22 protein-coding genes and 1 pseudogene are annotated in these 26,021 nt (G+C 70.2%); 15 read left to right on the top strand and 8 right to left on the bottom strand.

Annotated features, from left to right (window positions below; translation table 11 throughout):
- The first annotated feature begins 52 nt into the window (after nt 1-52).
- Both chpH and GA0115254_RS47175 read left to right on the top strand, forming a co-directional pair.
- Nucleotides 53-286, top strand: a complete 234-nt coding sequence (gene chpH, locus GA0115254_RS05350; RefSeq protein ID WP_093894118.1) for a chaplin ChpH — start codon at nt 53-55, stop codon at nt 284-286.
- Between the two features lie 138 nt (nt 287-424).
- On the top strand, nt 425-1,174 hold the full coding sequence (locus tag GA0115254_RS47175) for a chaplin (protein ID WP_093894119.1): 750 nt from the start codon (nt 425-427) through the stop codon (nt 1,172-1,174).
- A gap of 67 nt (nt 1,175-1,241) precedes the next feature.
- Here the strand turns inward: GA0115254_RS47175 and GA0115254_RS05360 are convergent, their stop codons facing one another.
- Nucleotides 1,242-1,430 carry a DUF5703 family protein gene (locus tag GA0115254_RS05360; RefSeq protein ID WP_030918345.1) on the bottom strand — a complete coding sequence of 63 codons (189 nt, stop codon included), beginning with the start codon at nt 1,428-1,430 and terminating at the stop codon, nt 1,242-1,244.
- Nucleotides 1,431-1,477: 47 nt separating this feature from the next.
- Here GA0115254_RS05360 and GA0115254_RS05365 point away from each other — a divergent pair, with 47 nt between their 5' ends.
- On the top strand, nt 1,478-2,137 hold the full coding sequence (locus GA0115254_RS05365) for a hypothetical protein (RefSeq protein WP_093894120.1): 660 nt from the start codon (nt 1,478-1,480) through the stop codon (nt 2,135-2,137).
- Between the two features lie 63 nt (nt 2,138-2,200).
- Here GA0115254_RS05365 and GA0115254_RS05370 read toward each other — a convergent pair whose 3' ends face one another.
- Complete coding sequence (locus GA0115254_RS05370; protein ID WP_093894121.1) at nt 2,201-4,546, bottom strand: ATP-dependent DNA helicase; 2,346 nt, start codon at nt 4,544-4,546, stop codon at nt 2,201-2,203.
- Nucleotides 4,543-5,526: an aldo/keto reductase gene (locus tag GA0115254_RS05375; RefSeq protein WP_093894122.1), complete on the bottom strand. Its 984-nt coding sequence runs from the start codon at nt 5,524-5,526 to the stop codon at nt 4,543-4,545. The genes GA0115254_RS05370 and GA0115254_RS05375 overlap by 4 nt, the downstream gene beginning before the upstream one ends.
- Nucleotides 5,527-5,666: 140 nt before the next feature.
- On the opposite strand from GA0115254_RS05375, the gene GA0115254_RS05380 reads away from it, so the two are divergent.
- Together GA0115254_RS05380 and GA0115254_RS05385 are read left to right on the top strand one after the other, a co-directional pair.
- Complete coding sequence (locus GA0115254_RS05380; protein WP_093894123.1) at nt 5,667-6,716, top strand: LLM class F420-dependent oxidoreductase; 1,050 nt, start codon at nt 5,667-5,669, stop codon at nt 6,714-6,716.
- Nucleotides 6,717-7,018: 302 nt separating this feature from the next.
- Nucleotides 7,019-7,807 (top strand): hypothetical protein, encoded by a 789-nt coding sequence (locus GA0115254_RS05385; RefSeq protein ID WP_093894173.1) that lies wholly within the window; start codon nt 7,019-7,021, stop codon nt 7,805-7,807.
- A 25-nt stretch (nt 7,808-7,832) separates the two neighbouring features.
- Here the strand turns inward: GA0115254_RS05385 and corA are convergent, their stop codons facing one another.
- Nucleotides 7,833-8,828, bottom strand: a complete 996-nt coding sequence (gene corA / locus GA0115254_RS05390; RefSeq protein ID WP_093894124.1) for a magnesium/cobalt transporter CorA — start codon at nt 8,826-8,828, stop codon at nt 7,833-7,835.
- A gap of 59 nt (nt 8,829-8,887) precedes the next feature.
- Between corA and GA0115254_RS05395 the strand changes: the two genes are divergently transcribed.
- From GA0115254_RS05395 to GA0115254_RS05415, 5 genes are all read left to right on the top strand, one after another.
- On the top strand, nt 8,888-9,610 hold the full coding sequence (locus tag GA0115254_RS05395; RefSeq protein ID WP_093894125.1) for a histidine phosphatase family protein: 723 nt from the start codon (nt 8,888-8,890) through the stop codon (nt 9,608-9,610).
- Between the two features lie 105 nt (nt 9,611-9,715).
- On the top strand, nt 9,716-10,306 hold the full coding sequence (locus GA0115254_RS05400; protein WP_093894126.1) for a DUF3090 domain-containing protein: 591 nt from the start codon (nt 9,716-9,718) through the stop codon (nt 10,304-10,306).
- Entirely contained in the window at nt 10,270-11,124 is an 855-nt protein-coding gene (locus tag GA0115254_RS05405) for an SCO1664 family protein (protein ID WP_093894127.1), read from the top strand. The genes GA0115254_RS05400 and GA0115254_RS05405 overlap by 37 nt, the downstream gene beginning before the upstream one ends.
- Nucleotides 11,125-11,276: 152 nt before the next feature.
- Entirely contained in the window at nt 11,277-12,506 is a 1,230-nt protein-coding gene (gene mshC, locus GA0115254_RS05410; RefSeq protein WP_093894128.1) for a cysteine--1-D-myo-inosityl 2-amino-2-deoxy-alpha-D-glucopyranoside ligase, read from the top strand.
- 125 nt (nt 12,507-12,631) lie between these two features.
- Entirely contained in the window at nt 12,632-15,679 is a 3,048-nt protein-coding gene (locus GA0115254_RS05415; protein ID WP_093894129.1) for an NPCBM/NEW2 domain-containing protein, read from the top strand.
- Nucleotides 15,680-15,742: 63 nt separating this feature from the next.
- Here the strand turns inward: GA0115254_RS05415 and GA0115254_RS05420 are convergent, their stop codons facing one another.
- Nucleotides 15,743-16,825 carry a PAC2 family protein gene (locus GA0115254_RS05420; RefSeq protein ID WP_093894130.1) on the bottom strand — a complete coding sequence of 361 codons (1,083 nt, stop codon included), beginning with the start codon at nt 16,823-16,825 and terminating at the stop codon, nt 15,743-15,745.
- Nucleotides 16,826-17,081: 256 nt separating this feature from the next.
- Here GA0115254_RS05420 and GA0115254_RS05425 point away from each other — a divergent pair, with 256 nt between their 5' ends.
- The 5 genes from GA0115254_RS05425 (at nt 17,082) to GA0115254_RS05445 (ending at nt 23,088) form a co-directional block, all read left to right on the top strand.
- Nucleotides 17,082-18,422, top strand: coding sequence for an L-fuconate dehydratase (locus GA0115254_RS05425; protein ID WP_093894131.1), 1,341 nt, complete (start codon nt 17,082-17,084; stop codon nt 18,420-18,422).
- Nucleotides 18,419-19,198: an SDR family NAD(P)-dependent oxidoreductase gene (locus tag GA0115254_RS05430; protein WP_093894132.1), complete on the top strand. Its 780-nt coding sequence runs from the start codon at nt 18,419-18,421 to the stop codon at nt 19,196-19,198. The genes GA0115254_RS05425 and GA0115254_RS05430 overlap by 4 nt, the downstream gene beginning before the upstream one ends.
- Nucleotides 19,199-19,344: 146 nt before the next feature.
- Nucleotides 19,345-20,385 carry a sugar ABC transporter substrate-binding protein gene (locus GA0115254_RS05435; RefSeq protein ID WP_093894133.1) on the top strand — a complete coding sequence of 347 codons (1,041 nt, stop codon included), beginning with the start codon at nt 19,345-19,347 and terminating at the stop codon, nt 20,383-20,385.
- A gap of 133 nt (nt 20,386-20,518) precedes the next feature.
- Complete coding sequence (locus GA0115254_RS05440) at nt 20,519-22,039, top strand: sugar ABC transporter ATP-binding protein (protein WP_093894134.1); 1,521 nt, start codon at nt 20,519-20,521, stop codon at nt 22,037-22,039.
- Complete coding sequence (locus GA0115254_RS05445; protein WP_093894135.1) at nt 22,036-23,088, top strand: ABC transporter permease; 1,053 nt, start codon at nt 22,036-22,038, stop codon at nt 23,086-23,088. Before GA0115254_RS05440 ends, GA0115254_RS05445 begins: the two co-directional genes overlap by 4 nt.
- A gap of 87 nt (nt 23,089-23,175) precedes the next feature.
- Here GA0115254_RS05445 and GA0115254_RS05450 read toward each other — a convergent pair whose 3' ends face one another.
- From GA0115254_RS05450 to GA0115254_RS05460, 3 genes and pseudogenes are all read right to left on the bottom strand, one after another.
- Nucleotides 23,176-23,847: a FadR/GntR family transcriptional regulator gene (locus GA0115254_RS05450; RefSeq protein WP_093894136.1), complete on the bottom strand. Its 672-nt coding sequence runs from the start codon at nt 23,845-23,847 to the stop codon at nt 23,176-23,178.
- Nucleotides 23,848-24,103: 256 nt separating this feature from the next.
- A pseudogene (locus GA0115254_RS05455) lies at nt 24,104-24,271 on the bottom strand (LLM class flavin-dependent oxidoreductase); the annotation flags it as partial.
- Between the two features lie 134 nt (nt 24,272-24,405).
- Nucleotides 24,406-26,016, bottom strand: a complete 1,611-nt coding sequence (locus GA0115254_RS05460) for a glycerol-3-phosphate dehydrogenase/oxidase (RefSeq protein ID WP_093894137.1) — start codon at nt 26,014-26,016, stop codon at nt 24,406-24,408.
- Nucleotides 26,017-26,021: the final 5 nt, after the last annotated feature.

A 26,021-nucleotide genomic window follows, 5' to 3' on the forward strand; every position in this document is an offset into this window, starting at 1 on the left:
TTACAAGTGATGCGGTCCGCGGCTGGGACCGCATTGCCAACTAGGAGGAATAATGATCAAGAAGGTCGTCGCTGCTGCGGCTGTCACCGGTGGTCTGGTGCTCGCGGGTGCGGGCATGGCCGTTGCGGACTCCGGTGCCCAGGGCGCCGCTGTCGGCAGCCCCGGTGTGGTCTCGGGCAACGTCATCCAGGCGCCCGTGCACGTGCCGGTGAACGTGTGTGGCAACACGATCTCCGTGGTCGGGCTGCTGAACCCCACCTTCGGCAACACCTGCGCCAATGCCTGACGTTGTGCGTCAACCCGTAAGGGTTTGAATCCGGTCGGCCCCGGAGTGCACGCCATGCACTCCGGGGCCGCTGGGTAATCCGCCCCCGCACGGTCAGGTCCGGGGGTATTCCGGAAGGTAGAAGGCAGGAAACAACCTATGCGACAGGTCACGCGTAAAGGCCTGATCACCATGGCGGCTGCGGGCGGCGTGCTCGCGCTGAGTGGCGGTTATGCCCACGCCGACGCGGGAGCGGCCGGCGGCGCATCGAATTCCCCGGGGGTGCTTTCAGGGAATTCGGTCCAGATCCCGGTCGACGTACCGGTCAACGTATGCGGCAACTCCGTGAGTGTCGTGGGACTGCTCAACCCGGCCGCGGGAAACACCTGCGGAAACGGTTCGCAGAGCGCTGCCTCGGACCGCCACGCCTCGCGCAGTCAGGAGTCCGACGACCGGGCCCAGGCGCACCGGGCGGGGACCGGCAGGCACCGGGCCGTCACAAGCGACACCAGGAGCGGGGCAACGGCCGAGGGGGTTACGAGCGGCTCCCCCGGTGTGCTTTCGGGCAACAACATCGCGGTGCCCATCGACATCCCCGTGAACGCCTGCGGGAACAGTGTCACCATCGGCGGACTGCTCAATCCCGCCTCCGGCAACGACTGCGGAAATGTTCCCGACGTCGTCACGCCGCCGGTCGGCACTCCGGTCACCCCGGTCACTCCGGTCACCGAGAACCAGCCCCCGGCGCCCGGACCGCGAAACGTGTCGAACGCGCACGAGACACAGAACGTCGCGCAGCTCGCACACACCGGAGCGGGCGGGCTCGACCTGCTGGTCCCGGCGAGCGTGGGCCTGCTGCTGGCGGGTGCGGGCACAGTGCTGTACCGCCGCGCCCGGATGTCCGCATAGCGGTCCTGAGCGGCGACGCAAGCACGGTGAAGGGAGCGGGCCCCGCGACTGCGGGGCCCGCTTCGTCTCACCAGGTGGCCCGGAGCTGGCGGATGATCCGTCGGCGCAGCCGCACCCTGCGGCTGCCGTCACGGCGCAGCGTCAGTCGGTCCAACTCCCAGTGCCCGTACTCGGCATGGTCGGTCAGCAGGCGGGCCGTCTCCTTCCGGGACACCCCGCGTGGTACGTACACATCGACAAATTCGTATTCCGGCATCGCATCTATTGTGCGGGCAGAGGCCGTGTACGGATAGCGTCTGCACTATGTCTGATGCTGCGCAGCCCACCGCTGCCGAGGTACGCGCCGCCGCCGAAGCGATCAAAGCCGCGCTCGACCATCACCTCGAGGCGGTCGAACGCCGGACCGGGGACGATGATCCCGCTGTCTATGACGCGTTCAATGCACTGGCCGCTGCCGCCGAGTTCTACGACGAGCTGCTCTACGACCGCTACGACGAGGTCACTCCTTTCGAGATCCCGGGCGCGGAGGACTCCCTGCCGCCGTACGCCGGCCCCGAGGAGCCGAACGCGCTGAGTGTGCTGATCCGGCGCGACTACGCGGTGGTGGAGCCGCCGCGGCTGCTCGCACAGGCCCAGCGCATCGCCGACCTCGATCCGGACGACCGCGCCGGCGGGAGCGCCGCGGTGGTGGGCTCCAGCGTCCATGCCGCGCTCGGAGTGCTCTTCGGTGAGTACGAACCGGACGAGATCGCTTCCCGGCATACGGAGTTCGGTCTGGAGGAGGGCGACTCCACGCTCTGGGTCACGGCCGCGGAGGGATTGCCCGAGGCGGGGGAGTGGCTCGGCGCACCGTTCGACGAAGCGGACCCGCAACTGGTGGTCTGCCGCTTCGACGTCAGCGCCGTCTTCGACGAGGACGAATCGGACGAGGAGCCGGTCGGCCTGGTGGTGGACAACTCCTGATCCGTCCGCCGGACGGGCCCGAAACCGGGCCCGTCCGGCGGTGGGGGACAGGGCGCGACCCGGTCATCCGGCCGGAGCCGCCAGCAGGGTGCGCAGTCGCGTCGTGCGGTCCTGGGCCGGGGACTGCGCGACCGCGTGCTGGAGTGCCTGATCCACCCCGTGCACGACGGACAGATGCCGCTCCCCGCGACTGAAGGCGGTGTACACCCAGGGGCGACTCAGCCCCTGGGCGGCGTCACCCGGCAGCACGACGACCACTGCGGGCCACCGCATCCCGGCCGCCTGGTGGGCGCTGAGGGCCCACCCGTGGCGAACGGACGACTCCACCCGCTCCTGCGGTACGACGACCTTCGTGCCCGCGCAGTCCAGGTGCAGGCCTTCGGCGTCGGCCGAGACGACCACCCCGGGCACGGTCCTGCCGGGCGTCGGGACATGGACGACACGGTCGCCCGGGTCGAAGCCGCCGAACCGCCCCGGACCGGGGTTGAGCCGCTGCTTCAGTGCCGCGTTCAACGCCCGGGTGCCCGCGGAGCCGCCGTGGCCGACGGTGATCACCTGTGTGTCGGCCGACGGTACGCCGATGGCGCGCGGCACCGAGTCGGCGACCAGTTGCACGGTGCGGTGCACCGCCTCGCCCGCATCGCGCACGGGGACGATCACCACCTCCTTGCCGGGCGCCGCGACCTGGTTCAGCTCGCCGATGCCGATGCCGGAGACCAGTTCGCCGATCGGCCCCGGATCCGGCGTACGGGACACGATCTGCGGGCAGGCACGGGCCGCCAGCACATCGGCGAACACCCGCCCCGCACCGGCCGAGCCCAGCACGCCCGGGTCGCCGCTGAGCACCAGCCGGGCGCCGTCGGCCAGCGACTCCACGAGGATCGCGGCGGTCTCGACGTCCAGCTGCGGGGCGTCCAGCACGACGAGCAGGTCGACGGCGATCGCCCCCTCCTCGTCCCGCCCCGGACCCTCCGCGTCGGAGAGCAGTCCGGCGAGTGTGACGGCCGCCGACGGATCGCCGGTCGCCTCGGCCAGCCGACGCCTGCCGTCGACGCTGTGCACGGCACCCAGCGCGCGCAGTCCGAGGCCGCGGGCCGCGCTGACCAGCGCGGCGGGTTCGGCCCTGGCCGCCTCGCCGCCGGTGTGCGCCACGAGACCATGGGCCGCGACCGCACGGATCAGCTCAGCGGCCGACGGGGAGCCCGCGGCCGCGGCCGGCCCCGTCCAGTCGGCGTCCTTCTCACAGGCGTTGATCAGGCGGGCCAGCCCGTCGGCGAGGCTCTCCTCGGCGAGTGCGTACCGGTCGAGGCCGAGCAGCACCTGCACCGGTTCCTGCCCGGCCCGGTCCTCCGCGCTTCCTGCGGCGTCCTCGCCGGGTTCCGCGAGTGCCTCGGACTCCTGGTCGTCCTGCCCGTCCTGGAAGACCAGGACGACGCCCTCGGCGACGGCATGCTGTACGGCCGAGTCGGGGTCGGTCACCGAGCGCTCGGCGAGCGCGGCACGTACCGCCGTCGCGTCCAGTGCCGTATGGCCCTGGAGCGCGGCCCGCTCCAGCAGCCAGCCGACCAGGGCCGCAGTGCGCCGCTCGTCGTCCGGGCCGCATTCCGTGCCCAGCACGGCCCGTGCGAAACCGTCGGCCTGCTCGGGCCTGACTCCCGGCACGGCCAGCAACTGCCACGGGTCCTCGCGCAGGGCATCGGCGGCCTGCGCGCCGAGTGCCTCCGCCGCCGGGCGCGCCAGCGTTCCGGGCGCACCGCCCTCGGCCAGTACGGCGGCCACCGCGGCGACGACCTCCGGTGAGGCGCCCTGCGGAGCCGGGGCCTGCTCCGGCGCTCGGGGGCGTACCGGAGCAGGCGCGGGAGCGGCCCGGCGAGGGGCGGCGGGTGCGGGCGAGTCGAAGAACGCGGCGGCGGGCTTCTCGCCGCTCTCCACGGCACGCACGGCCGCCAGCAGATCGGCCGCCGGGCCGCTCAGCTTCGCACCGGCGGCGATGGGCCCTTCCTTCTCGGCCTTGCGCTTCTCGATCCGCTCCCTCAGCTCACGCTGGGCGGCGAGCTCGGCCTCGGCCTCGGAGAGCGGCGCGGGGGCGACGGCCGAACCGTCCACGGCGCCGTCGGTCGCGACTGTCCCGTCGGTGTCGGTCGTGCCGCCGGTCCCGTCGGCCGTTTCATCGGTGTGCGTCATGCCGTCGGCCCCGGCGGCGGCCCCGGCTGCCGCGTCGGTCCCGGAGTCGTCGCCGTCCGTCTCCGCGGCGTCGGCGGCGTCATCGGCCGTCGTCGATCCCTCGCCCCCGTCGTGACCCTCGTCCTCCGAGGACGGAGCGGGCACGGCGGCGGAGGGGTCCGCGACAACGCTGTCGTCGTCGGCGGCCGGGGAGCCGGGGGTTTCCCCCCGGGGAAGCGCAGTCACAGCGTGCTCCAGTCCTGGTCGGGATAGCGGTGCACGGGCGCCGACACATCGTCGAGCGCCTGGCAGATCTCGTCAGGAAGACTAAGCGCCTCCACTGACAATGCCGCCGTGAGCTGCTGCGCGTTGCGTGCACCGACGATCGGGGCCACCACTCCCGGCCGGTCCCGCACCCAGGCGAGAGCTACCTGGAGCGCCGTCGTGGCCAGGCCGTCGGCCGCTGTCGCCACCGCGTCCACGATACGGCCGGCCGGGTCGTCGAGATATGGCTCGACGAACGGGGCGAGCAGCTCCGAGGCGCCGCGTGAGTCCGCCGGAGTGCCCGTCCGGTACTTGCCGGTCAGGACACCCCGGCCCAGCGGGGAGGAAGGCAGCAGCCCCATGCCCAGATCGAGCGCGGCCGGCAGCACCTCGCGTTCCACACCCCGCTGCAACAGGGAGTACTCCATCTGGGTGCTCGCCAGCCGCGTGCGTACGCCGGGCGACGCGAGCTGCCAGGTCGCCGCCTTGGCCAGCTGCCAGCCGCAGAAGTTCGACACTCCCGCGTACCGGGCGCGGCCGGTGGACACGGCCAGGTCGACCGCCTGAAGGGTCTCCTCCAGCGGAGTCACCGGGTCGAAGGCGTGGATCTGCCACAGATCGACGTAATCCGTACCGAGCCGTTCCAAGGAGGCGTCCAGCGCCGCCAGCAGATGGCCGCGGGATCCGTTGAACCGGCGGTACGGGTCGGCCACACTGCCCGCCTTCGTCGCGATGACCAGATCGCGCCGTGGCACCAGGCCCTCGGTGAGCCGCCCGAGCAGATATTCGGCCTCCCCACCGCCGTACACATCGGCAGTGTCGACCAGCGTGCCGCCCGCCTCCCAGAAGGTTTTCAGCTGTTCGGCAGCGTCGTGCTCGTCGGTGTCCCGGCCCCAGGTCAGGGTGCCGAGCCCGATTCGGGACACTCGAAGGCCGGTGCGGCCGAGATGCCTCTGCTCCATGTGCGCTGAGATTACTGGCCAGAGCCCCACCGGACGGAAGCCTGTGGACAACCCGGCATCAAGTCGCCCCTGCCGGAACCCGTTGCCGCGCGCTAGAGTCCGAATCTCAGGGACGTTACTGATCAGTAAGGGGAGCGGCTATGCGGCTCGGCATCAATCTCGGTTACTGGGGCGCGGGAATGGACGGCGACAACCTCGCCGTCGCCCAGGAGGCCGACCGGCTCGGTTACGACGTCTGCTGGGCGGCCGAGGCGTACGGCTCCGACGCGCCGACCGTACTCTCCTGGGTCGCCGCCCAGACCGAATCGATCGACGTCGGCTCCGCGATCATGCAGATCCCGGCCCGCCAGCCCGCGATGACGGCGATGACCGCCGCCACCCTCGACTCGCTCTCCGGCGGCCGTTTCCGGCTCGGCCTCGGCGTGTCGGGACCGCAGGTGTCCGAGGGCTGGTACGGCGTCGAGTTCGACAAGCCGCTGGCCCGCACCCGGGAGTACGTCGAGATCGTCCGCAAGGCGATGTCCCGTGAGCGGCTGTCGTACGAGGGGCAGCACTGGACGCTCCCGCTGCCGGACGGTCCGGGCAAGCCGATCAAGCTCACCGTCCACCCGCAGCGCGAGCACATCCCGCTCTACATCGCCGCGATCGGCCCGAAGAACCTGGAGCAGACCGGCGAGATCGCCGACGGCGCGCTGCTGATCCTCCCGTCCGCGGAGCACCTTGAGGACACCGCGGTGAAGTACCTGCGGGCGGGCCGTGAGAAGACCGGCAAGACCATGGAGGGCTTCGACGTCTGCCCGACGCTGCCGCTGGCCGTCGGTGACGACATCCATGGCCTCGCGGACATGTTCCGTCCGTACACCGCGCTGTACGTGGGCGGCATGGGCAGCCGCAAGCAGAACTTCTACAACCGGCTCGCGCAGCGCATGGGGTACGAGGAGGAAGCCGCCGAGATTCAGGACAAGTACCTGTCCGGCGACAAGAACGGCGCCGCTGCCGCTGTGCCGCACCGGCTGATCGACCAGACCACGCTGCTCGGTCCGGTCGAGCGGATCGCCGAGCGGATGCGGGCGTATGCCGCGGCGGGCGTCACGACGCTGACTCTGGCTCCGGCCGGGTTCACGCTCGATGAGCGGATCACGGCTTTGCGGGCCGGGACGGACGCGCTGGAGCGGTCCGGGCTCGCGTAACGCGGGCGCGGGACTTCCGGGGGCTCCCGGCGCCCCGGGACAGCGCTACGGCCGTGGTGGGGGCTCGGGGGGGCCTCCCCGCCACGGCCGTTGCGTGGAACAACGCGTTCGGGGGGCGTGTGGTTACGCCGAACGGCGTGCGTTTCGGTGCGGGGTCACCGGGCTGACGGTTCCGTCCTCGCTCGCCGGACGGGCCGGAGCGCTGCAGCCCGTCCGGCGTAGCCGTGGTGCGTTCCTGTTGCCCGGGTGGGTGCGTCGCATTTGACTGGCGATGGGCGGATGCCGGTACGGAGGTGGCAGTGGTGCTCTCGGCAAGGAGCCTGTTCCAGGAGATTCTCGACGAGGACGAGTCGTTCCGGCTGTTCTGTTCCATCGCGGCGAGCGGAGAGTCCCAGGGAGGCTGGGAGAACGGGCGTATCGCGGCCCTCGTGCCCGAGAGCCAGCGGGCCCTGGCGCCCAAGATCGCGCGGCACGGCGCCGACGAGGACAAGCACGGCCGGATCTTCGACGCGCTGCTGAGGAAGCGCGGGCTGCAGCCGGTCGAGGTTCCGCACGAGACCGACTACACGATGCTGCTGGAGAAGCACGGCATCGGCCTCGCCCACGAGCAGCTGGGGCGCCAGGAGCTGCTCTCCGAGCGGGACATCATCACCTACCTCGCCCACAGCCGGGTCACCGAACAGCGAGCCTCCGAGCAGATGGCGCTGCTGCACAAGTACTTCGCCGAGCACCCCGACCTCGGCCGCGCCGTGAAGATGATCTCGAACGACGAGGACAACCACCTGGCTTACTGCCATGAGGAATTGCTCCGCTTCGCCCGCTTCGGACACGGCCGCACGATCCAGCGCATTCTGCGCGAGAGCGCGCTCACCGAGATCCGCGTGTACCGCGATGTCAGCCTCGCCGTGATGCATCACATGGGGCGCATCCTGCACTGGCCCCGGGCCAAGGCGGCGGTGCTGGCCGCGGGGATCCACGGGGTCTACGCGTACGAACGGCTCGTGGGGTGGCGGCGCATGGTGAGCCTGGCGCCGCCCGAGCGGCGCGACGCACTGGGCGGTCCCGCGACGCAGGCGCCCGAGTCCGCCTGATCCGGGCGCCGCGCCGGGCCGCCCGTCAGAGCCAGCCGCGTCTCTTGAACTGCCGGTAGAGGCCGAAGACCACGGAGCCCATCAGCACGATCACCGCCGGATAGGCCCACACCCAGCGGAGCTCCGGCATGTGCTCGAAGTTCATGCCGTAGATCCCCGCCACCATGGTCGGTACGGCGGCCATCGCCGCCCAGGCCGAGATCTTGCGCATGTCGTCGTTCTGCCGCACGCCCACCTGGGCCAGCTGCGCCGAGAGGATGTCGGAGAGCAGCCGGTCCAGCCCCTCCACGTACTCGTTGGCGCGCGTCAGATGGTCGCTCACGTCGCGGAAGAAGGGCTGCGAGTGTTCGTGGACGAACGGCACCTCCGCGCTCGCCAGCCGGGCCATGGGGGCGCTCAGCGGACCAGTGGCCCGGCGGAACTCCATGATCTGCCGCTTGAAGGTGTAGATGCGCGACGCGGTGTTCTTGGTGTCCACGGCGCCGGTCGGCGCGAACACCTCGGTCTCCAGCTCCTCCAGGTCGATCTGGAGCTCGCCCGCCACCTCGATGTAGTGGTCGACGACGGCGTCGCTGATCGCGTACAGCACCGCGGTCGGTCCGTGCTTGAGGACCTCCGGCTCGGACTCCAGACGACGGCGTACCGCGGCGAGCGGGGCGCCCTCCCCGTGCCGGACCGTCACGACGAACGAATCGCCGATGAAGGCCATCAGCTCGTCGGTGGTGACCGTGTCGCTCAGATGCTCGTACACCACCGGCTTGATGACCGCGAAGAGCGAGTCGTCGTACACCTCCAGCTTGGGCCGTTGGTGCGCACTCAGAGCGTCCTCCACGGCCAGCGGATGGAGTCCGAACTCGCTGCTGACGAGCTCGAATTCCTTCTCCGTCGGCTCGTGCAGACCGATCCAGAGAAACGCGTCCCCGGTGGCCCGTGCCTCCGCGAGGGCATCGGAGAGATCGGCGGGGCCTTCGGTACGCCGCCCGCCCCGGTAGATCGCACTGTCCACAATCACGGCGCGCATTCTTCCCTGCTCCGGTCCCCGGCGCACCTCACCGGCGGCAGCGGCCTACGCTGGCCCGTATGCCCACCCTGATCCTCGTACGCCATGGACGCTCCACCGCCAACACGGCCGGGGTGCTCGCGGGCCGCACTCCCGGTGTCGCGCTCGACGAGCGCGGTGCCGCCGAGGCCGCGGCGCTGCCCGGACGGCTGGCCGCACTGCCCCTCGCCGCCGCCGTCAGCAGCCCCCTGCAGCGCTGCCGGGAGACCCTGCAGCCGCTGCTCCGGGCGCGGCCGGGACTGGTGCTGTACACCGAGGAGCGGATCAGCGAGTGCGACTACGGCGACTGGTCGGGGCGCAAGCTGGCGGAACTCACCGACGAACCGCTGATGAGGGTCGTGCAGCAGCATCCGTCGGCCGCGGCGTTCCCCGGCGGCGAGTCCATGCGCGCCATGCAGGCACGAGCCGTCGACGCAGTACGGGACTGGAACGCGCGGATCGAGACCGAGCACGGTGACGACGCCGCCTATGTGATGTGCTCGCACGGCGACATCATCAAGGCACTCGTCGCCGACGCGCTCGGCATGCATCTCGACCTCTTCCAGCGGATCCACGCCGACCCCTGTTCGGTCACCGCGATCCGCTACACCAGGCTGCGGCCCTTCCTGCTGCGCCTCGGCGACACGGGGGACCTCGCCCCGCTGGCGCCCCGTGAGCACACAGCCGGAACGGACGAGGGCCGGCGCCCGGCTGCGGACGCCGATGCGGACGCGGCGGTCGGGGGCGGCGCTGGGGCGCCGTGATCGCTTCGCGCAGTAGGGTGGACGCGCCGTAGGTGCCCTTTCCGGGGGAATCCCCCGGAGCCCGGCCGCCCCTCATCTGCCGTCAATTTTCAAGGGAGACAGGACGTGTCCCGTCAGGTGTTCCTCTACGACCCCCCGGACCGCTTCGTGGCCGGTACGGTCGGGTTGCCTGGACGTCGTACGTTCTTCCTGCAGGCATCCTCAGGCGGACGCGTCACCAGCGTGGCCCTGGAGAAGACTCAGGTCGCCGCGCTCGCCGAGCGCATCGACGAACTGCTCGACGAGGTGGTGCGGCGGACCGGCGGGAACTCTCCGGTGCCTGCCGTGGCTCCGATGGATGTCACCGACACCGCGCCGCTCGACGTGCCTGTCGAGGAGGAGTTCCGGGTCGGCACGATGGCGCTCGCCTGGGACGGCGAGGAGCAGCGCATGATCGTCGAGGCACAGGCGCTGGTCGAGCTCGACGTGGACTCCGACGAGGATCTCGCGGAGGCCGAGGAGCGGTTGCTCCAGGACGAGGAGAACGGTCCGCCGATGCTCCGGGTCCGCCTCAGCGGCGCGCAGGCCCGCGCCTTCGCCAAGCGCGCCCTGGATGTCGTGAACGCCGGGCGCCCGCCGTGCCCGCTGTGCAGCCTGCCGCTCGACCCGGAAGGACACGTATGCCCGCGCCAGAACGGGTACCGTCGCGGAGTCTGACCGACACCGAGCTGGTCACCCTCCTCGCCGAGGGCCGGCTCACCGTCCGCGGCCGGATCCGTGGGGCGTCCAACGCGGTGCTCTACTGCACTGTCGCCCACGAGGGCGACGAGGTGACGTGCGTATACAAGCCGGTGGCCGGGGAACAGCCCCTGTGGGACTTCCCGGACGGCACGCTCGCCCGGCGTGAGGTGGCCGCGTACGAGATCTCCGAGGCGACCGGATGGGGGCTCATACCGCCCACCGTGCTGCGGGACGGGCCGTACGGCGAGGGCATGTGCCAGCTGTGGATCGAAGCGGCGCCGGGGAGCGACGAGTCCTCCGCGGACGGTCAGCCCGCGCTCCTGGCGCTCGTCGAGGACGAGGAGCCGGGGGAGGGCTGGAGGGCCGTCGTCCTCGCCGAGGTCGGGGAGGGGAAGACGGCCCTGCTGGTCCACGCGGACGATCCGCGGCTGCGGCGGCTGGCGGTCCTCGATGCCGTGATCAACAACGGTGACCGAAAGGGCGGCCATCTGCTGCCCGCACCCGACGGCCGGCTGTACGGCATCGACCACGGAGTGACCTTCAACACCGACGACAAGCTGCGCACCCTGCTCTGGGGGTGGGCGGGCGAGCCGTTGACGGCCGAGGCCGCCGAGGTCGTCGACCGGCTCGGTGCGGAGCTGGCGCCCGGGAGCTCGCTCGTCACCCGGCTGGCCGAGCTGATCACCGAGGTCGAGATCGAGGCCTTGCGGGGACGCGTGGAGGGGCTGAGGGCGTCGGGGAAGCACCCGGAGCCGAGCGGTGAGTGGCCGTCGATCCCCTGGCCGCCGGTGTGACGAGATCAAGCCACACCGGCGGTGGGGAAGCGGGGGCAGTCGGGCCGGGCCCGTACCGGAGCAGATGAACCCACGCCGCGCAAGACCGCCTCTTCGGTCAAGATCCGGCATCCGGTTCGTATCCGGAACATGCATCCGGTTACGCTCGTGGCATGCATGCCTGGCCCGCTTCTGAGGTCCCCGCCCTGCCTGGCAAGGGCCGCGACCTTCGGATCCACGACACCGCGACCGGCGGACGGATCACTCTTGACCCCGGTCCCGTCGCCCGTATCTACGTCTGCGGCATCACGCCGTACGACGCGACCCACATGGGTCATGCGGCGACCTACAACGCGTTCGACCTCGTTCAGCGCGTGTGGCTCGACACCAAGCGGCAGGTTCACTATGTCCAGAACGTGACCGACGTGGACGACCCGCTGCTGGAGCGGGCCGTGCGCGACGGTCAGGACTGGACCGAGCTCGCCGAGCGCGAGACGGCCCTGTTCCGCGAGGACATGACTGCCCTGCGCATGCTCCCGCCGAAGCACTACATCGGTGCCGTGGAGGCGATACCGGGCATCGTCCCGCTCGTCGAGCGGCTCCGGGACGCCGGCGCCGCTTACGAACTCGACGGGGATGTGTACTTCTCCGTCGAGACCGACCCGCACTTCGGCGGGGTCTCGAACCTCGATGCCGAGGCGATGCGGCTGCTCTCCGCCGAGCGTGGCGGCGACCCGGAGCGCCCCGGCAAGAAGAACCCGCTCGACCCGATGCTCTGGATGGCCGCCCGTGAGGGCGAGCCGAGCTGGGACGGTGCCTCGCTCGGCCCCGGCCGGCCCGGCTGGCACATCGAGTGCGTCGCCATCGCCCTGGACCACCTCGGCATGGGCTTCGACGTCCAGGGAGGCGGGTCCGACCTCGCCTTCCCGCACCACGAGATGGGTGCCTCGCACGCCCAGGTGCTGACCGGCGAGTACCCGTTCGCCCAGGCGTATGTGCACGCCGGAATGGTTGCCCTGGACGGCGAGAAGATGTCCAAGTCCAAGGGCAACCTGGTCTTCGTCTCGAAGCTTCGCCGTGACGGCGTGGACCCGGCGGCGATCCGGCTCGCCCTGCTGTCGCACCACTACCGGTCCGACTGGGAGTGGACCGACCAGGTGCTCGCCGATGCCGTCGAGCGGCTCGGGCGGTGGCGTGCCGCCGTCTCCCGGCCTGACGGACTGCCCGCCGAGGCCCTGGTCGAGGAGGTCCGCGAGGCCCTTGCCGACGACCTGGACGCACCGGCCGCCCTGGCGGCCGTGGACCGCTGGGCCGAGCGCCAGAACGCCGAGGGCGGTACGGACGAGGGCGCACCGGGCCTCGTCTCGCGCGCCGTCGACGCGCTGCTGGGCGTCGCACTGTAGTGCCGCGCACGGTGACAACCCGCTGATCGCCATCCGATGAGCCGGCCTTGGACTTCTCGACGAAGTTCAGGGCCGGTTCCGTTTTGTCCATGGTCAAGTGCTCGATGTTGCGCTAAAAGCGCTCTATGCAATCATCAACGCGCATCAGAACGGCGGCACTTGCAGCCTTGCTGGGGCTGATGGCCGTCTTCGCGGGGCCCGGCGCAGCCCAGGCCGGCGCCGCCGAACCGGACACCACCACGGTCGGCGACCTCACCGGATTCTCCGCCGACGGATCCGTCTACCACTTGAGGGCCGGCGCCGCCGAGGCCCGTGTCAGCTTCGTCTCCGACGAGACCTTCCGTATCGAACTCGCCCCGGACGGTACGTTCTCCGACCCGACCGGCGACGACATAGTCATGCCGCAGGGCACCCCGCCGCACACCCGGTGGAAGGAGCGGAGCGACCGCTACGAACTCTCCACCGGCAGCGTCACCCTGCGCGCCTACAAGACGCCCCTGCGCTTCGCGCTGTACCGGGCGGACGGCACCCAGGTCTGGTCCGAGGCCAAGGGGCTGAGCTGGGACGGGAAGCAGACCACCCAGACCCTGGCCCGCGGCGCGGACGAGCAGTTCTACGGCGCCGGAATGCAGAACGGCCGCGGCAACACCTCGCACCGCGACAAGACCGTCGAGGTCGGCGTCGACTACAACTGGAACGACGGGGGCCACCCCAACTCCGTGCCGTTCTACCTCTCCTCGGCCGGCTACGGCGTCTACCGCAACACCTACGCGCCCAACACCTACGCGTTCACCGACCCGGTGACCACCAGCGCGAAGGAAAAGCGCTTCGACGCCTACTACTTCGCGGGCGACAGCGCCAAGGACGTCATCGGCCAGTACACGAAGCTCACCGGCAAGCCCTTCCTGCCACCCGTGTACGGCATGGAGATCGGCGACGCCGACTGCTACCTCCACAACGCCAACCGCGGCGAGCGCCGCACCCTGGACTCCCTGAAGATCGCCGACGGCTACGTCGAGCACGACATGCCGAACGGCTGGATGCTCGTCAACGACGGATACGGCTGCGGCTACGAGGACCTCGCCGAGACCGCCAAGGGCCTCCAGGACCGCGACATGCAGCTCGGCCTGTGGACCGAGGACGGCATCGACAAGATCGCCGACCAGGTCAAGGCGGGCCAGCGGGTCGCCAAGCTGGATGTCGCCTGGGTCGGCTCGGGCTACAAGTTCGCCCTGGACGGCTGCAAGGACGCGTACAAGGGCATCGAGGACAACAGCGACGCCCGCGGCTTCACCTACGCCCCCGAGAGCTGGTCGGGCGCGCAGCGCTGCGGCGTCCAGTGGTCCGGCGACCAGTACGGCACCTGGGACTACATCCGCTGGCAGATCCCGACCTACGCCGGCGCCACGATGTCCGGTCTCGCCTACACCACCGGCGACGTCGACGGAATCTTCGGCGGCAGCGCCAAGACATACACCCGTGACCTCCAGTGGAAGATGTTCCTCGGCACCACGATGACCATGGACGGCTGGGCGGCCAGCGACAAGCAGCCCTACCGGTACGGGGAGCCGTACACCTCCATCAACCGCGACTACCTCAAGCTCAAGGAGTCGCTGCTGCCCTACCAGTACTCCTACGCGCACGAGGCGACGAAGACCGGCGTCGGCATGGTCCGCCCGCTGGTCCTCGAATACCCGGACGACCCGAAGGCGGCGACGGACGCGGCGAAGTACGAGTTCATGTCGGGCGAGGACTTTCTCGTCGCGCCCGTCTACCAGGACAGCACCGAGCGCAACGGAATCTATCTGCCGAAGGGCACCTGGACCGACTACTGGAGCGGCCGCACGTACGAGGGGCCGACCACCGTCGACCACTACAGCGCCCCGCTCGACACCCTGCCGCTGTTCGTCAAGGGCGGTGCCAGTGTGCCGATGTGGCCCGGCATCCGCTCGTACAAGGACCGCACCGCCGACTCCCCGCTCGCCTGGGACATCTACCCGCAGGGCAAGTCGTCCTTCACGCTCTACGAGGACGACGGCGTCACCCGGCAGCACCGCGACGGCAAGTACGCCACACAGACCGCCGACGTCGACGCCCCGGTGCGGGGTGCGGGCGACGTCACCGTGCGGATCGGCGAGAGCAAGGGGGAGTTCACCGGCAAGCAGAACACCCGCCCGTACGAGTTCAGCGTGCACACCGGCTCCGCGCCGGGCGCGGTCAAGCTCAACGGCAAGCTGCCCCGGCTGGGTTCCGCGGCCGCGTACAAGGCCGCGAAGCAGGGCTGGTGGTACGACCAGGACGACCGCGGCGGTGTCGTGAAGATCAAGACAGCGCCGCTCTCCACCGGAAAGAAGTTCTCCGTGAAGCTGGAGAACACGAGCGCGGTCGGCGGGAGGAACGCGGCCGCGACGGCCGTCCTCTCCGCGCCGGCCGGGCAGGAGATCGGCGCCGGGGTCGAAGGCACCGTCGCCGTCGATGTCACCGCGGGCAATGCCGACGTGACGGACGCCGCGGTCACCCTCGACGTTCCCGAGGGCTGGCAGGTCACCCAGGCCCCGGCCGTGGACCGGATTCCGGCGGGCACCACCCGGCGGGTCGAGGTGTCGCTCACGCCGGCCAAGGACGCCACGGCGGGGGAGGCGAGGATCACCGCACTCGCCCGCTACCGGGCGGCCGGCGAAGCCCGGACCTCCGTCCAGCGGTTCGCTGCCGGTGTGATGCCACCGCCGCCCACCGGTGAGGCCTGGGCGAGCGATCTGGTGTGGCTGAAGTCGGTCAATGGCTACGGGCCCGCCGAACGCGACCGCAGCAACGGCGAGTCGGGCGCGGCCGACGGACACCGGCTCACCCTCGCGGGGAAGACGTACGACAAGGGGATCGGCACCCATGCCGACTCCGACATCGAGGTCTATCTCGGCGGGCGCTGCACCGCCTTCACCGCCGACGTGGGGATCGACGACGAGATCAACGGCTACGGCGAAGTGGCGTTCTCCGTCGAGGCGGACGGCAAGGTGCTGTGGACCTCGCCGAAGGTGACGGGGTCGTCGGCGACCGTACCGGTCGATGTGAAGCTCGACGGTGCGCGCCATGTGCACCTGAAGGTCACGGACACCAATGGATCCAAGACCGGTGACCACGGGGACTGGGCCGCTGCGCGGTTCATCTGTTCCTGAATGACCCGGACAGCACAGGAGCGCCGGGCGGGGACGTACCCGCCCGGCGCTCCGCCGGTCTCATCAGTCCTCCGAGGATTCCTCCGACGAATCCTGTGGGCCGTCGTCGCCGTCGCTGTCCTCGTTCTCCTGGTCGGCCGGTGGCTTCCGGCCGGGCCCGCTCGTGGGCGGCGAGCCGGGTCCCGTCTCGCCCCCGCTGTCCGGCCGGACCGGCTTCGGCGGACGGGTGCGGCCGCTGGAGGTGTCGCGCAGATACGAGGCATCGCCGCTCTCCGTCGCATGCCCGCCGGGCGTCTGGCCCGGACCGACGTCCCGGCGGCGCAGATAGCGCTCGAACTCCCGGGCGATGGCCTCGCCGCTCGCCTCGGGAAGCTCCGCGGTGTCCCGGGCCTCCTCCAGCGTCTGCACGTACTCCGCCACTTCGCTGTCCTCGGCGGCCAGTTGGTCGACTCCGAGCTGCCAGGCACGCGCGTCCTCGGGCAGCTCGCCCAGCGGGATGCGCAGACCGAGGAGATCCTCCAGGCGGTTCAGCAGCGCGAGCGTGGCCTTCGGGTTGGGCGGCTGCGACACGTAGTGCGGCACCGCCGCCCACAGGCTCACCGCGGGCACGCCCGCGTGCGTACAGGCCTCCTGGAGGATGCCGACGATGCCCGTCGGACCCTCGTACCTGGTCTCCTCCAGGTCCATGGTCCGTGCCAGATCCGGGTCGGAGGTGACTCCGCTGACCGGTACCGGGCGGGTGTGCGGGGTGTCGCCGAGCAGCGCGCCCAGGACCACCACCATCTCCACGCCCAGCTCATGGGCGAAGGCGAGGATCTCGTTGCAGAACGAGCGCCAGCGCATGGACGGCTCGATACCGCGGACCAGGACGAGATCGCGGGGCTTGTCCCCGCCGATGCGGACCACGGAGAGCCGGGTGGTCGGCCAGGTGATCTTGCGCACCCCGCCGTCCAGCCAGACCGTCGGCCGGTTGACCTGGAAGTCGTAGTAGTCCTCGGCGTCCAGCGCCGCGAACACCTCGCCCTTCCACTCCCGGTCCAGATGCGCGACCGCCGTGGATGCGGCGTCACCTGCGTCGTTCCATCCCTCGAACGCGGCCACCATGACCGGGTCGATCAGCTCGGGAACCCCCTCGAGCTCGATCACCCAGGCCTCCTTCCGAAGTTCCCTTGCGTACCCACCAACCTTACGGCTTCCGGCCACTCTCGCCGCAGCCCCTGTGCACAGCTGGGTGAACCCGACCCGCGAAGGTGCATCACCGGTCGAATCAGGGCATCAGTCTCTGAATACATCCGAGCTGTGTCCAGTCAATTTCGTCTCAACCCTGGACGTTGGGGCCTTCGTGACGCTATACATCGGATGACCAAAGCAAAGGTCCGATGTTATTCCCCTGGGGGCGCACATGAGTCAGACCGTCACGGATTTCGAGGTCCACGACATCCGTTTCCCGACCTCGGAACAACTGGACGGCTCGGACGCCATGAACCCCGACCCGGACTACTCGGCCGCCTATGTCGTACTGAGCACTGCTCCCGCCCACGGCACCGACGGCACTGACATCGAGGGGCATGGCTTCTGTTTCACCATCGGGCGCGGCAACGAGGTGATGGCCGCAGCCATCGAAGCGTTGCGCCCGTACGTGGTGGGGCGCCCGGTGCCCCGCACCGCGGCCGACCTCGCCGCACTGCACCGTGAGCTCACCCATGACTCCCAACTGCGCTGGCTCGGCCCTGAGAAGGGTGTGATGCACATGGCGGCCGGCGCGGTCGTCAACGCCGCCTGGGACCTCGCGGCGAAGCAGGCAGGCAGGCCCGTCTGGCAGTTCCTCGCCGAGATGACACCCGAGGAGATCGTCTCCCTCGTCGACTTCCGCTATCTCACCGATGCCCTCACCCCCGATGAGGCCCTCGCGATCCTGCGGGCCGCCGAACCGGGCCGGGCCGAGCGCACCGAGCGACTGCGCGCCGAGGGCTACCCGGCGTACACCACCTCGCCCGGCTGGCTGGGATACACCGACGACAAGCTGGTCGGGCTGGCGAAGGAAGCCGTTGCCGACGGCTTCACCCAGATCAAGCTGAAGGTCGGCGGCAATCTCGGCGACGACGTCCGCAGACTCGCCCTGGCCCGCGAGGCCGTCGGGCCGGACGTCCGGATCGCCGTCGACGCCAACCAGCGCTGGGACGTCGCCGACGCGGTGAAGTGGATGAACGCGCTCGCGCCGTACGACCCGCACTGGATCGAGGAGCCGACCAGCCCCGACGACATCCTCGGCCACGCCGCGGTCCGCGCCGGGCAGCCGGTCAAGGTCGCCACCGGCGAACATGTCGCCAACCGGGTCGTGTTCAAACAGTTGCTGCAGGCCGGAGCCGTCGACTTCGTCCAGATCGACGCGGCCCGTGTCGCGGGCGTCAACGAGAACCTCGCGATCCTGCTGCTCGCCGCCAAGTACGGCGTACCGGTCTGCCCGCACGCGGGCGGTGTCGGACTGTGCGAGCTGGTGCAGCACCTCTCGATGTTCGACTATGTGGCGGTCTCAGGCAGTTGGGAGAACCGTGTGATCGAGTACGTCGACCATCTCCACGAACACTTCGCCGACCCCACCGTGATCGAGTCCGGCCGTTACGCCGCCCCGAGTTCCCCGGGCTTCTCCGCCCGGATGCTCCCCGAATCGATCGCCGCACACCGCTATCCGGAGGGCCCCGTGTGGCAGGCCCGCCGCACCACCGAGGAGGATGACCGATGACCGGCACAAGCGACTTCGAGGGCATGAACGCCCTGGTGACGGGAGGCGCCTCCGGTATCGGGGCCGCCGTGGCGACGATGCTGCTGGCGCGCGGTGCGCGCGTGGCCGTACTCGACCGTGAGACTGCAGGCGCCCCCGACGGCACGCTCGCGCTGAAGGCGGACGTCACCGACGACGCCGCCGTGCGCGAGGCGGTCGACCTGGCCGCCGGTGAACTGGGCGGTCTGCACTCCGTCGTGTCCAACGCGGGCATCGGTTCCATCGGCACGGTCGAGGACAACGCCGACGACGAGTGGACCCGGGTCCTGGACATCAACGTTCTCGGCATGGTCCGCACCGCCCGGCACGCCCTGCCCCATCTGCGGCGCGCGGCGGCCGACCGCCCCGGTGCCGTCTCGATCACCCAGACCTGCTCGATCGCCGCGACCGCCGGACTGCCGCAGCGTGCCCTGTACAGCGCGAGCAAGGGCGCGGTCCTCTCGCTGACTCTTGCGATGGCCGCCGACCACGTCCGTGAGGGCATCCGGGTCAACTGCGTCAATCCGGGCACCGCGGACACTCCGTGGATCGGGCGGCTCCTGGGCCAGGCCGACGACCCGGCCGCCGAGCGAGCGGCGCTGGACGCCCGCCAGCCGCTGGGACGGCTGGTCTCGGCCGACGAGGTGGCCGCCGCGATCGTCTACCTGGCCAGCCCTGCCGCCGCCTCGGTCACCGGCACGGCACTGGCCGTCGACGGCGGCATGCAGGGCCTGCGCCTGCGCCCCGCCGAGAACTGATCAAGGGTGCGCGGCCCGCGGGCCTGTCCGGCGGACCAGGGCCGGACAGGCCCGAGCCGCACAGACGGGCCGCACCCCTGTGAACCATGCACCGCCGCATTGCCAACAGAGCTCCGAGCCGGTACTCCACAAAGGACGGGACACCAATGAGAGTGCGTACGACGAGTGCGGCAGCCTGCGCCGTACTGCTGGCCGTCACTGCCCTCGCGGGCTGCAACCGCGAGTCCACCGCTGACGGCGCGGGCAGCGGGAAGGTCGGCATCGACCTGCCGCGCAGCGACAGCGACTTCTGGAACTCGTACCAGAACTATGTGGAGAAGGGGGTCAAGGCGGGCGAGGTCAAGGCGCTGCCGCTGACCAACTCGCAGAACGACATCGGCAAGTTGGTCGCCAACGTCCAGACCTTCACGGACCAGGGCGCCAAGGCCGTCGTGATGGCACCCCAGGACACCGGTGCGATAGCCGAGTCGCTCAACACACTGAACGAGAAGAAGATCCCGGTCGTCAGCGTCGACACCCGCCCCGACAAGGGCGACATCTACATGGTGGTGCGGGCCGACAACAAGGCGTACGGGGCCAATGCCTGCAAGTACCTCGGCGAGCAGCTGAAGGGCAAGGGCAAGGTCGTGGAGTTCCAGGGCGACCTCGCCTCGATCAACGGCCGCGACCGGTCCGAGGCGTTCAAGTCCTGCATGGACAAGGAATTCCCCGGCATCAAGGTCTTCGAGCTGGCCACCGACTGGAAGGGCGATGTCGCCTCCGCCAAGCTCCAGGCCACCCTGGCCGCCAACCCCGACATCAACGGCATCTACATGCAGGCCGGCGGTGTCTTCCTGCAGCCCACCCTCGCGCTCCTGGAGCAGAAGAAGCTGCTGAAGCCGGCCGGCACGCCGGGCCACATCACGATCATCTCCAACGACGGCATCCCGGAGGAGTTCGACGCCATCAAGGCCGGGAAGATCGACGCGACGATCTCCCAGCCCGCCGACCTGTACGCGAAGTACGCGCTGTACTACGCCAAGGCGGCCCTGGACGGTAAGACCTTCAAGGAAGGCCCGACCGACCACGACTCGAACATCATCAAGATTCCCAATGGTTTCGAGGACCAGCTTCCCGCGCCCCTGGTGACCAAGGACAACGTGGACGACCCGAAACTGTGGGCCAATCAGCTAGACAAGAAGAGCTAGCCGTGACTCCTCCCTCTCGTTGCCGAGAGGGCTTCCCTCTCGGCAACGAAGAGCCGAGACGCGGCCAAGCCCTGACCGCCGCCCGAAGGCAGGGCACCGACATTGCTACAGCGCTTCGCTGAGAAGGGGTCTGATGGAAACGGCACCACCCGCCGTACAGGCACAAGGCGTTGTCAAACGCTTCGGGCCCACCGTGGCGCTCGACGGGGTCCGGCTCACCGTGCAGCCCGGCGAGTCCCATGCCCTCGTCGGTCGCAACGGTGCGGGCAAGTCGACGCTGGTCAGCGTCCTGACCGGACTCCACAAGGCGGACGCGGGCACGGTCACGTTCGGCGGGGAGCCCGCGCCCGACTTCGGGGACACCACGGCCTGGCAGTCGAAGGTCGCCTGCGTCTACCAGAAGTCCATGGTCGTCCCCGACCTGACCGTCGCCGAGAACCTCTTCCTCAACCGTTTCGACGACAACTCCCGCTGGATCAGCTGGGGGAAGCTCCGCAGGCGCGCCGAGCGGCTCCTCGCCGACTACGGGGTCCAGGTCGACCCCGGCACCCGGGCGCGCGATCTCGCCGTCGAGCAGCGGCAGTTCGTCGAAATAGCCCGGGCGCTGTCCTTCGGCGCCCGGCTGATCATCCTGGACGAGCCGACCGCCCAGCTCGATGCCCGTGGCATCGGGCGGCTCTTCGACAAGCTCAGGGAACTGCAGAGCCAGGGAGTGGCGTTCCTCTTCATCTCCCACCATCTGCAGGAGGTGTACGAACTGTGCACGGCGGTCACCGTCTACCGTGACGCCCGCCATGTGCTGAGCGCCCCGGTCGCCGACATCGCCAAGGCGGAACTGGTGGCGGCGATGACCGGAGAGCAGTCCGCCGGCGCCACCGCCTGGCACGCGGGCGGTGACGGTGCGGCGGTACGGAATCAGTCGGCTGCCCCCGTCCTGCGTACCGAAGGGCTCACTCTGGAGGGCCAGTTCGAACCGCTGGACCTGGAGGTCCGCCCCGGCGAGGTGGTCGGCCTCGCCGGCTCCGCGGCCAGCGGCAACACGGCTCTGGGTGAGGCCCTGGCCGGTATGCGAAAGGCGGGCGGCGGCACGGTCTCCGTACACGGAAGGGCCGTGCGCACCGGCAGTGTGCCGCATGCGCTGGACGCCGGGATCGGCTACATCCCCGAGGACCGGCACGACCAGGGCCTCGTTCTGGAACGCAGCGTCGCCGAGAACGCCACCCTCACGGTCACCGACCAGCTCGGCCCGTGGGGGACCGTACTGCCCTCCCGCACCAGGGAGTTCGCACGGTCGATGATTGCCTCGCTGGACATCAAGACGCAGGGGCCCGAGCAGCCCGTCTCCGGGCTCTCCGGCGGCAACCAGCAGAAGGTGGTCGTCGCCCGTGCGCTGGCCCGCAAGCCGAGCGTGCTGGTGGCCGTGCGGCCCACCGCGGGTGTGGACATCAAGTCCAAGGACTCACTGCTCGGAGTCGTGCGGCGGGTCGCCGACGAGGGGAACGCCGCAGTGATCATCTCGGACGAGCTGGACGATCTGCGGGTCTGCGACCGAGTGCTCGCCCTGTTCCACGGGCGCGTGGTCGCAACATTCGCAAGCGGGTGGACCGACGGGGAACTCGTCGCCGCCATGGAAGGTGTGGGGGAAAGGGAATGACCGGAACGGTACGGCCTGTGGCGGCCGACGGCATCGACGGCGGGCCGAAGGGCTCCCTGACGGGCGAGAGCCCGCTGGACCGGCTGAAGCTGATCCGGTGGAGCGACTTCTCCCTGGTACCGGTGATTCTGGTGCTGATGGTGATCGGGTTCATCGTCTCGCCGGTGTTCCTGACCTCCGAGAACCTGATCAGCGTCGTCCAGCAGTCCTCCGAGCTGAGCCTGCTGGTCCTGGGCCAGGCACTGATCCTGATCTGCGGACGGATGGACCTTTCACTGGAGTCGACGATCGGTATCGCGCCGGTCGTCGCGATGTGGCTGGTCCTGCCCGCGGAGGGCGGCCGCTTCGCGGGCCTCGGCCTGCTGCCCACATGGTCGGCGATCCCGCTCTGTCTGCTGGTGGGCCTCGCGATCGGTGCGATCAACGGCTTCCTGATGCTGAAGCTGAGGGTCAACGGCTTCATCGCCACGCTCGGCATGCTCACCATGCTGCGCGGCCTCCACATCGGCATCACCGAGGGCAAGTCCATCACCGACGTCCCGGAGTCCTTCCGCTACCTCGGCAAGAGCGAATGGCTCGGCGCACCGGCCGCTGTCTGGATCTGCCTGGCGCTGTTCGCCGTCGGTGGCGCCGCACTGGCCTGGCTGCGCCACGGACGCTCGCTGTACGCCATCGGCGGCAACCCGGAAGCGGCGCGAGCCGCGGGCATCCGGGTGGACCGGGTCACCTGGATCGTGCTCGCCATCGGCGGTCTGCTGGCGGCCTTCGCGGGCATCCTCTACACCGGCCACTACGGATCGGTCGCGGCGACCCAGGGCAACGGCTGGATCTTCCAGGTGTTTGCGGCCGCGGTCATCGGCGGTATCAGCCTCAAGGGCGGCCGGGGCACCCTGTTCGGCGCGCTGACCGGCGTACTGACGCTCCAGCTGGTGGTCAATGTGATGACCCTCGGCGGTGTCCCGGCGCTCTGGAACCAGTTCCTCAACGGCGCCATCATCATCGTCGCCCTGGTCATCTCCCGCTTCGCGAGCGGCGAGAAGCAGGACTGAACCCGTTCTCGCGGACGCCGGTGGGGCTGATTCCTCAGCCCCACCGGCGTCCGACGCGCGGGGCCCCGGCCACCCATCCGCCGTGCGTTACAGCGTCGAGCGCAGCCACTGCTCGACGCTCGCCACGTGCACCGTCGCCCAGGCCCGCGCAGCCTCCGTATCCCGGTCCCGCAGCGCCGACACGATCGCCCGGTGCTCATGGAGCGTGCGGCTGACCGCGTCCTCCTGCGTCAGGCCGCGCCAGACCCGCGCCCGGGTCGTCGGCCCCGACAGCCCGTCGAGCAGCGAGCAGAGCACCGAGTTCCCGGAAGACTGCACGATGCCGCGGTGGAACTCCAGATCGCAGGCGACCAGCTCCTCCACCGAGGGCTGCGCACCCAGGGCGTCCAACTGTGAGCTCAGTACGTCCAGTTGGGCCTCGCTGATCCGGGTCGCGGCCATCGCCGTCGCGGCCGGTTCCAGAATGCGGCGGACCGCGAGGAATTCGAGCACCGTGTCGTCGCGGTGGAAGTCCACCACGAAGCTCAGCGCCTCCAGCAGCAACTGCGGATCGAGGCTGGTCACGTACGTGCCGTCGCCCTGCCGCACATCGAGAATGCGGATCAGTGACAGGGCGCGCACCGCCTCCCTCAGAGAATTGCGGGAGAGCCCCAGCTCCGCCGCGAGTTCGCTCTCCTTGGGGAGCCGGTCGCCGGGCCGTAGCGCACCCGAGACGATCATTCCCTTGATCTTCTCGATCGCCTCGTCGGTGACAGCCATGACGGTCCTCCTGGATCCGGACTGGAATCAGACATCCGATGTCTCTCTTCATTATGCGGGTCGGAAGAGGTGGATGAACCAGGACTGCCGCAGATCGTCCCAGGTACGCGGCTACCGCACGGCTATCGGGGCCGGGCGGGGCAGGTCCCGGAGCGCGGACGGTGTCTCACGCCGCACCACCGGAGCGATGTCCTCGGCGAACCACCGCAGCGTCTCGATCTGCTCGGGGTGGCCGAGTCCGAAGCCGTCCACGGTGGAGGAACGGCCCGGCGTGCCGCTCGCCGATCGAGTACGCGTCGAAGCCGAGCCGCTCCGCGACGACTCCGGTCTCGATCACCTCCTCGAACCGCTCGGCGGGGGAGGGGCGTCGACCGTTCAGCGGGTGCGGGGCGTGGCCGATGAGGGACAGTACGGAGAGCTTCATGGTTCAACTGTCCCTGCGTCATATTGCGCCCGCATGGCAACCGTGTGGCGCATTCACCGGGCTGCGGTCCTCCCGGCATACGGACGGGGAGGCTCCCCCCGTGGCAGCCGCCCCGTCCGATCCGTTCGGCCCCGTCAGCCCCGGTCGCCGAGCATGGACTCGACGCCGGCCCGGATCTCGTCCGTCGCCAGACCCCGGATCGTCAGTGTCGTGCGGCGGCGCAGCACATCGTCCGCCGTCTCGGCCCACTCGTGATCACGTGCGTAGGCGACCTGCGCCCAGATCTCCGGCGCGTCGGGGTGGATGCGCTCGGCCAGCGCCGGGTTCTCGTTCGCCAGCCGTGCGATGTCGAAGGAGAGCGAGCCGTAGTGCGTGGCGAGGTGGCGGGCCGTGTCGGCCGCCATCCGCGGACCGGGCGTACCGCCGTCGACCAGCAGCCGGTGCGCCACCGCGTTCGGGTTGGCGATGCCGGGCAGCGGGAGCTTCTTCGGCAGGTGCGAGATCGGCTCCATGTCCTCCGCGAGGGGGTGCCCGGGGAGCGCGGCCAGCTTGTTCATCACCGTACGGCCGATGTGGCGGAACGTCGTCCACTTGCCGCCCGCGACCGACAGCATGCCGCCCCGGCCCTCCGTCACGACCGTCTCGCGCTTGGCCTTGGACGTGTCGCCCGGGCCACCCGGCAGCACCCGCAGGCCCGCGAAGGAGTAGGTGATCAGATCGCGTGACAGCTGCTGGTCCTTGATGGAGAACGCCGCCTCGTCGAGGATCTGCGCGGTGTCCTTCTCGTTGACCGCGACGTCCGCCGGATCGCCCTCGTACTCCTCGTCCGTCGTCCCGAGCAGCAGCATGTCCTCCCACGGCAGGGCGAACGTGATGCGGTACTTGTCGATCGGGGTGGCCAGCGCGGCCTTCCAGGGACGCGTGCGCTTGAGCACCAGGTGAGCGCCCTTGGACAGACGTATCGAGGGCGCCGCGTTCGGGTCCTCCATCTTGCGCAGGTGATCGACCCACGGGCCGGTGGCGTTCAGCACGAGGCGCGCATCGACGCCGAACTCCGTGCCGTCCGTGCGGTCCTCCAGATCGGCGCCCGTCACCCGGCCCTTGGTGAACCGCAGCCCGGTCACCGCCGCGTGGTTCAGGACGACCGCACCCGCGTCGACGGCCGCGCGGACCGTCATCAGAGCCATCCGGGCATCGTTCATCTGGTCGTCGCCGTAGACCGCGACGGCCTTCAGATTGTCCGTACGCAGCTCCGGCACATCGCGCTGAGCCTTCGCCGGGCTGATCACATGCCCGACCCCGTCACCGAACGCGGAGAGCGCCGAGTACGCGAACACACCCGCACCGAGCTTGGCCGCGCCGTGCGGGCCGCCCTTGTAGACCGGCAGGTAGAAGGTGAGCGGATTCGCCAGGTGCGGGGCGACCTGACGGGACACCGCGCGCCGCTCGAAGTGGTTCTCCGCGACCAGCTTCACCGCGCCGGTCTGCAGGTAGCGCAGACCGCCGTGGAGCAGCTTGGAAGAGGCGGAGGAGGTGGCGCCGGCGAAGTCGCCGGCGTCCACCAGGGCCACCCGCAGCCCGGACTGAGCGGCGTGCCAGGCGGTGGAGATGCCCAGGATGCCGCCACCGATCACCAGGAGGTCGTACGTCGCCTTGGAGAGCTGCTCCCGAGTCTCGGCGCGGCTCGGAAGAGAGCCGGAGGCCGGGTGCGTCCCGAGTGACGGGACGCTCTGCAGGGTGGTCATTGTGA

Source organism: Streptomyces sp. Ncost-T10-10d, assembly GCF_900091955.1.
Classification (GTDB): domain Bacteria; phylum Actinomycetota; class Actinomycetes; order Streptomycetales; family Streptomycetaceae; genus Streptomyces.

What these genes read in the sequence shown, in the direction of transcription:
- chpH (WP_093894118.1), top strand. Translation starts at nt 53, where the DNA reads ATGATCAAGAAGGTCGTCGCTGCTGCGGCTGTCACCGGTGGTCTGGTG.
- GA0115254_RS47175 (WP_093894119.1), top strand. Translation starts at nt 425, where the DNA reads ATGCGACAGGTCACGCGTAAAGGCCTGATCACCATGGCGGCTGCGGGC.
- GA0115254_RS05360 (WP_030918345.1), bottom strand. Translation starts at nt 1,430, where the DNA reads ATGCCGGAATACGAATTTGTCGATGTGTACGTACCACGCGGGGTGTCC.
- GA0115254_RS05365 (WP_093894120.1), top strand. Translation starts at nt 1,478, where the DNA reads ATGTCTGATGCTGCGCAGCCCACCGCTGCCGAGGTACGCGCCGCCGCC.
- GA0115254_RS05375 (WP_093894122.1), bottom strand. Translation starts at nt 5,526, where the DNA reads ATGGAGCAGAGGCATCTCGGCCGCACCGGCCTTCGAGTGTCCCGAATC.
- GA0115254_RS05380 (WP_093894123.1), top strand. Translation starts at nt 5,667, where the DNA reads ATGCGGCTCGGCATCAATCTCGGTTACTGGGGCGCGGGAATGGACGGC.
- corA (WP_093894124.1), bottom strand. Translation starts at nt 8,828, where the DNA reads ATGCGCGCCGTGATTGTGGACAGTGCGATCTACCGGGGCGGGCGGCGT.
- GA0115254_RS05395 (WP_093894125.1), top strand. Translation starts at nt 8,888, where the DNA reads ATGCCCACCCTGATCCTCGTACGCCATGGACGCTCCACCGCCAACACG.
- GA0115254_RS05405 (WP_093894127.1), top strand. Translation starts at nt 10,270, where the DNA reads ATGCCCGCGCCAGAACGGGTACCGTCGCGGAGTCTGACCGACACCGAG.
- mshC (WP_093894128.1), top strand. Translation starts at nt 11,277, where the DNA reads ATGCATGCCTGGCCCGCTTCTGAGGTCCCCGCCCTGCCTGGCAAGGGC.
- GA0115254_RS05415 (WP_093894129.1), top strand. Translation starts at nt 12,632, where the DNA reads ATGCAATCATCAACGCGCATCAGAACGGCGGCACTTGCAGCCTTGCTG.
- GA0115254_RS05425 (WP_093894131.1), top strand. Translation starts at nt 17,082, where the DNA reads ATGAGTCAGACCGTCACGGATTTCGAGGTCCACGACATCCGTTTCCCG.
- GA0115254_RS05430 (WP_093894132.1), top strand. Translation starts at nt 18,419, where the DNA reads ATGACCGGCACAAGCGACTTCGAGGGCATGAACGCCCTGGTGACGGGA.
- GA0115254_RS05435 (WP_093894133.1), top strand. Translation starts at nt 19,345, where the DNA reads ATGAGAGTGCGTACGACGAGTGCGGCAGCCTGCGCCGTACTGCTGGCC.
- GA0115254_RS05440 (WP_093894134.1), top strand. Translation starts at nt 20,519, where the DNA reads ATGGAAACGGCACCACCCGCCGTACAGGCACAAGGCGTTGTCAAACGC.
- GA0115254_RS05445 (WP_093894135.1), top strand. Translation starts at nt 22,036, where the DNA reads ATGACCGGAACGGTACGGCCTGTGGCGGCCGACGGCATCGACGGCGGG.
- GA0115254_RS05450 (WP_093894136.1), bottom strand. Translation starts at nt 23,847, where the DNA reads ATGGCTGTCACCGACGAGGCGATCGAGAAGATCAAGGGAATGATCGTC.
- GA0115254_RS05460 (WP_093894137.1), bottom strand. Translation starts at nt 26,016, where the DNA reads ATGACCACCCTGCAGAGCGTCCCGTCACTCGGGACGCACCCGGCCTCC.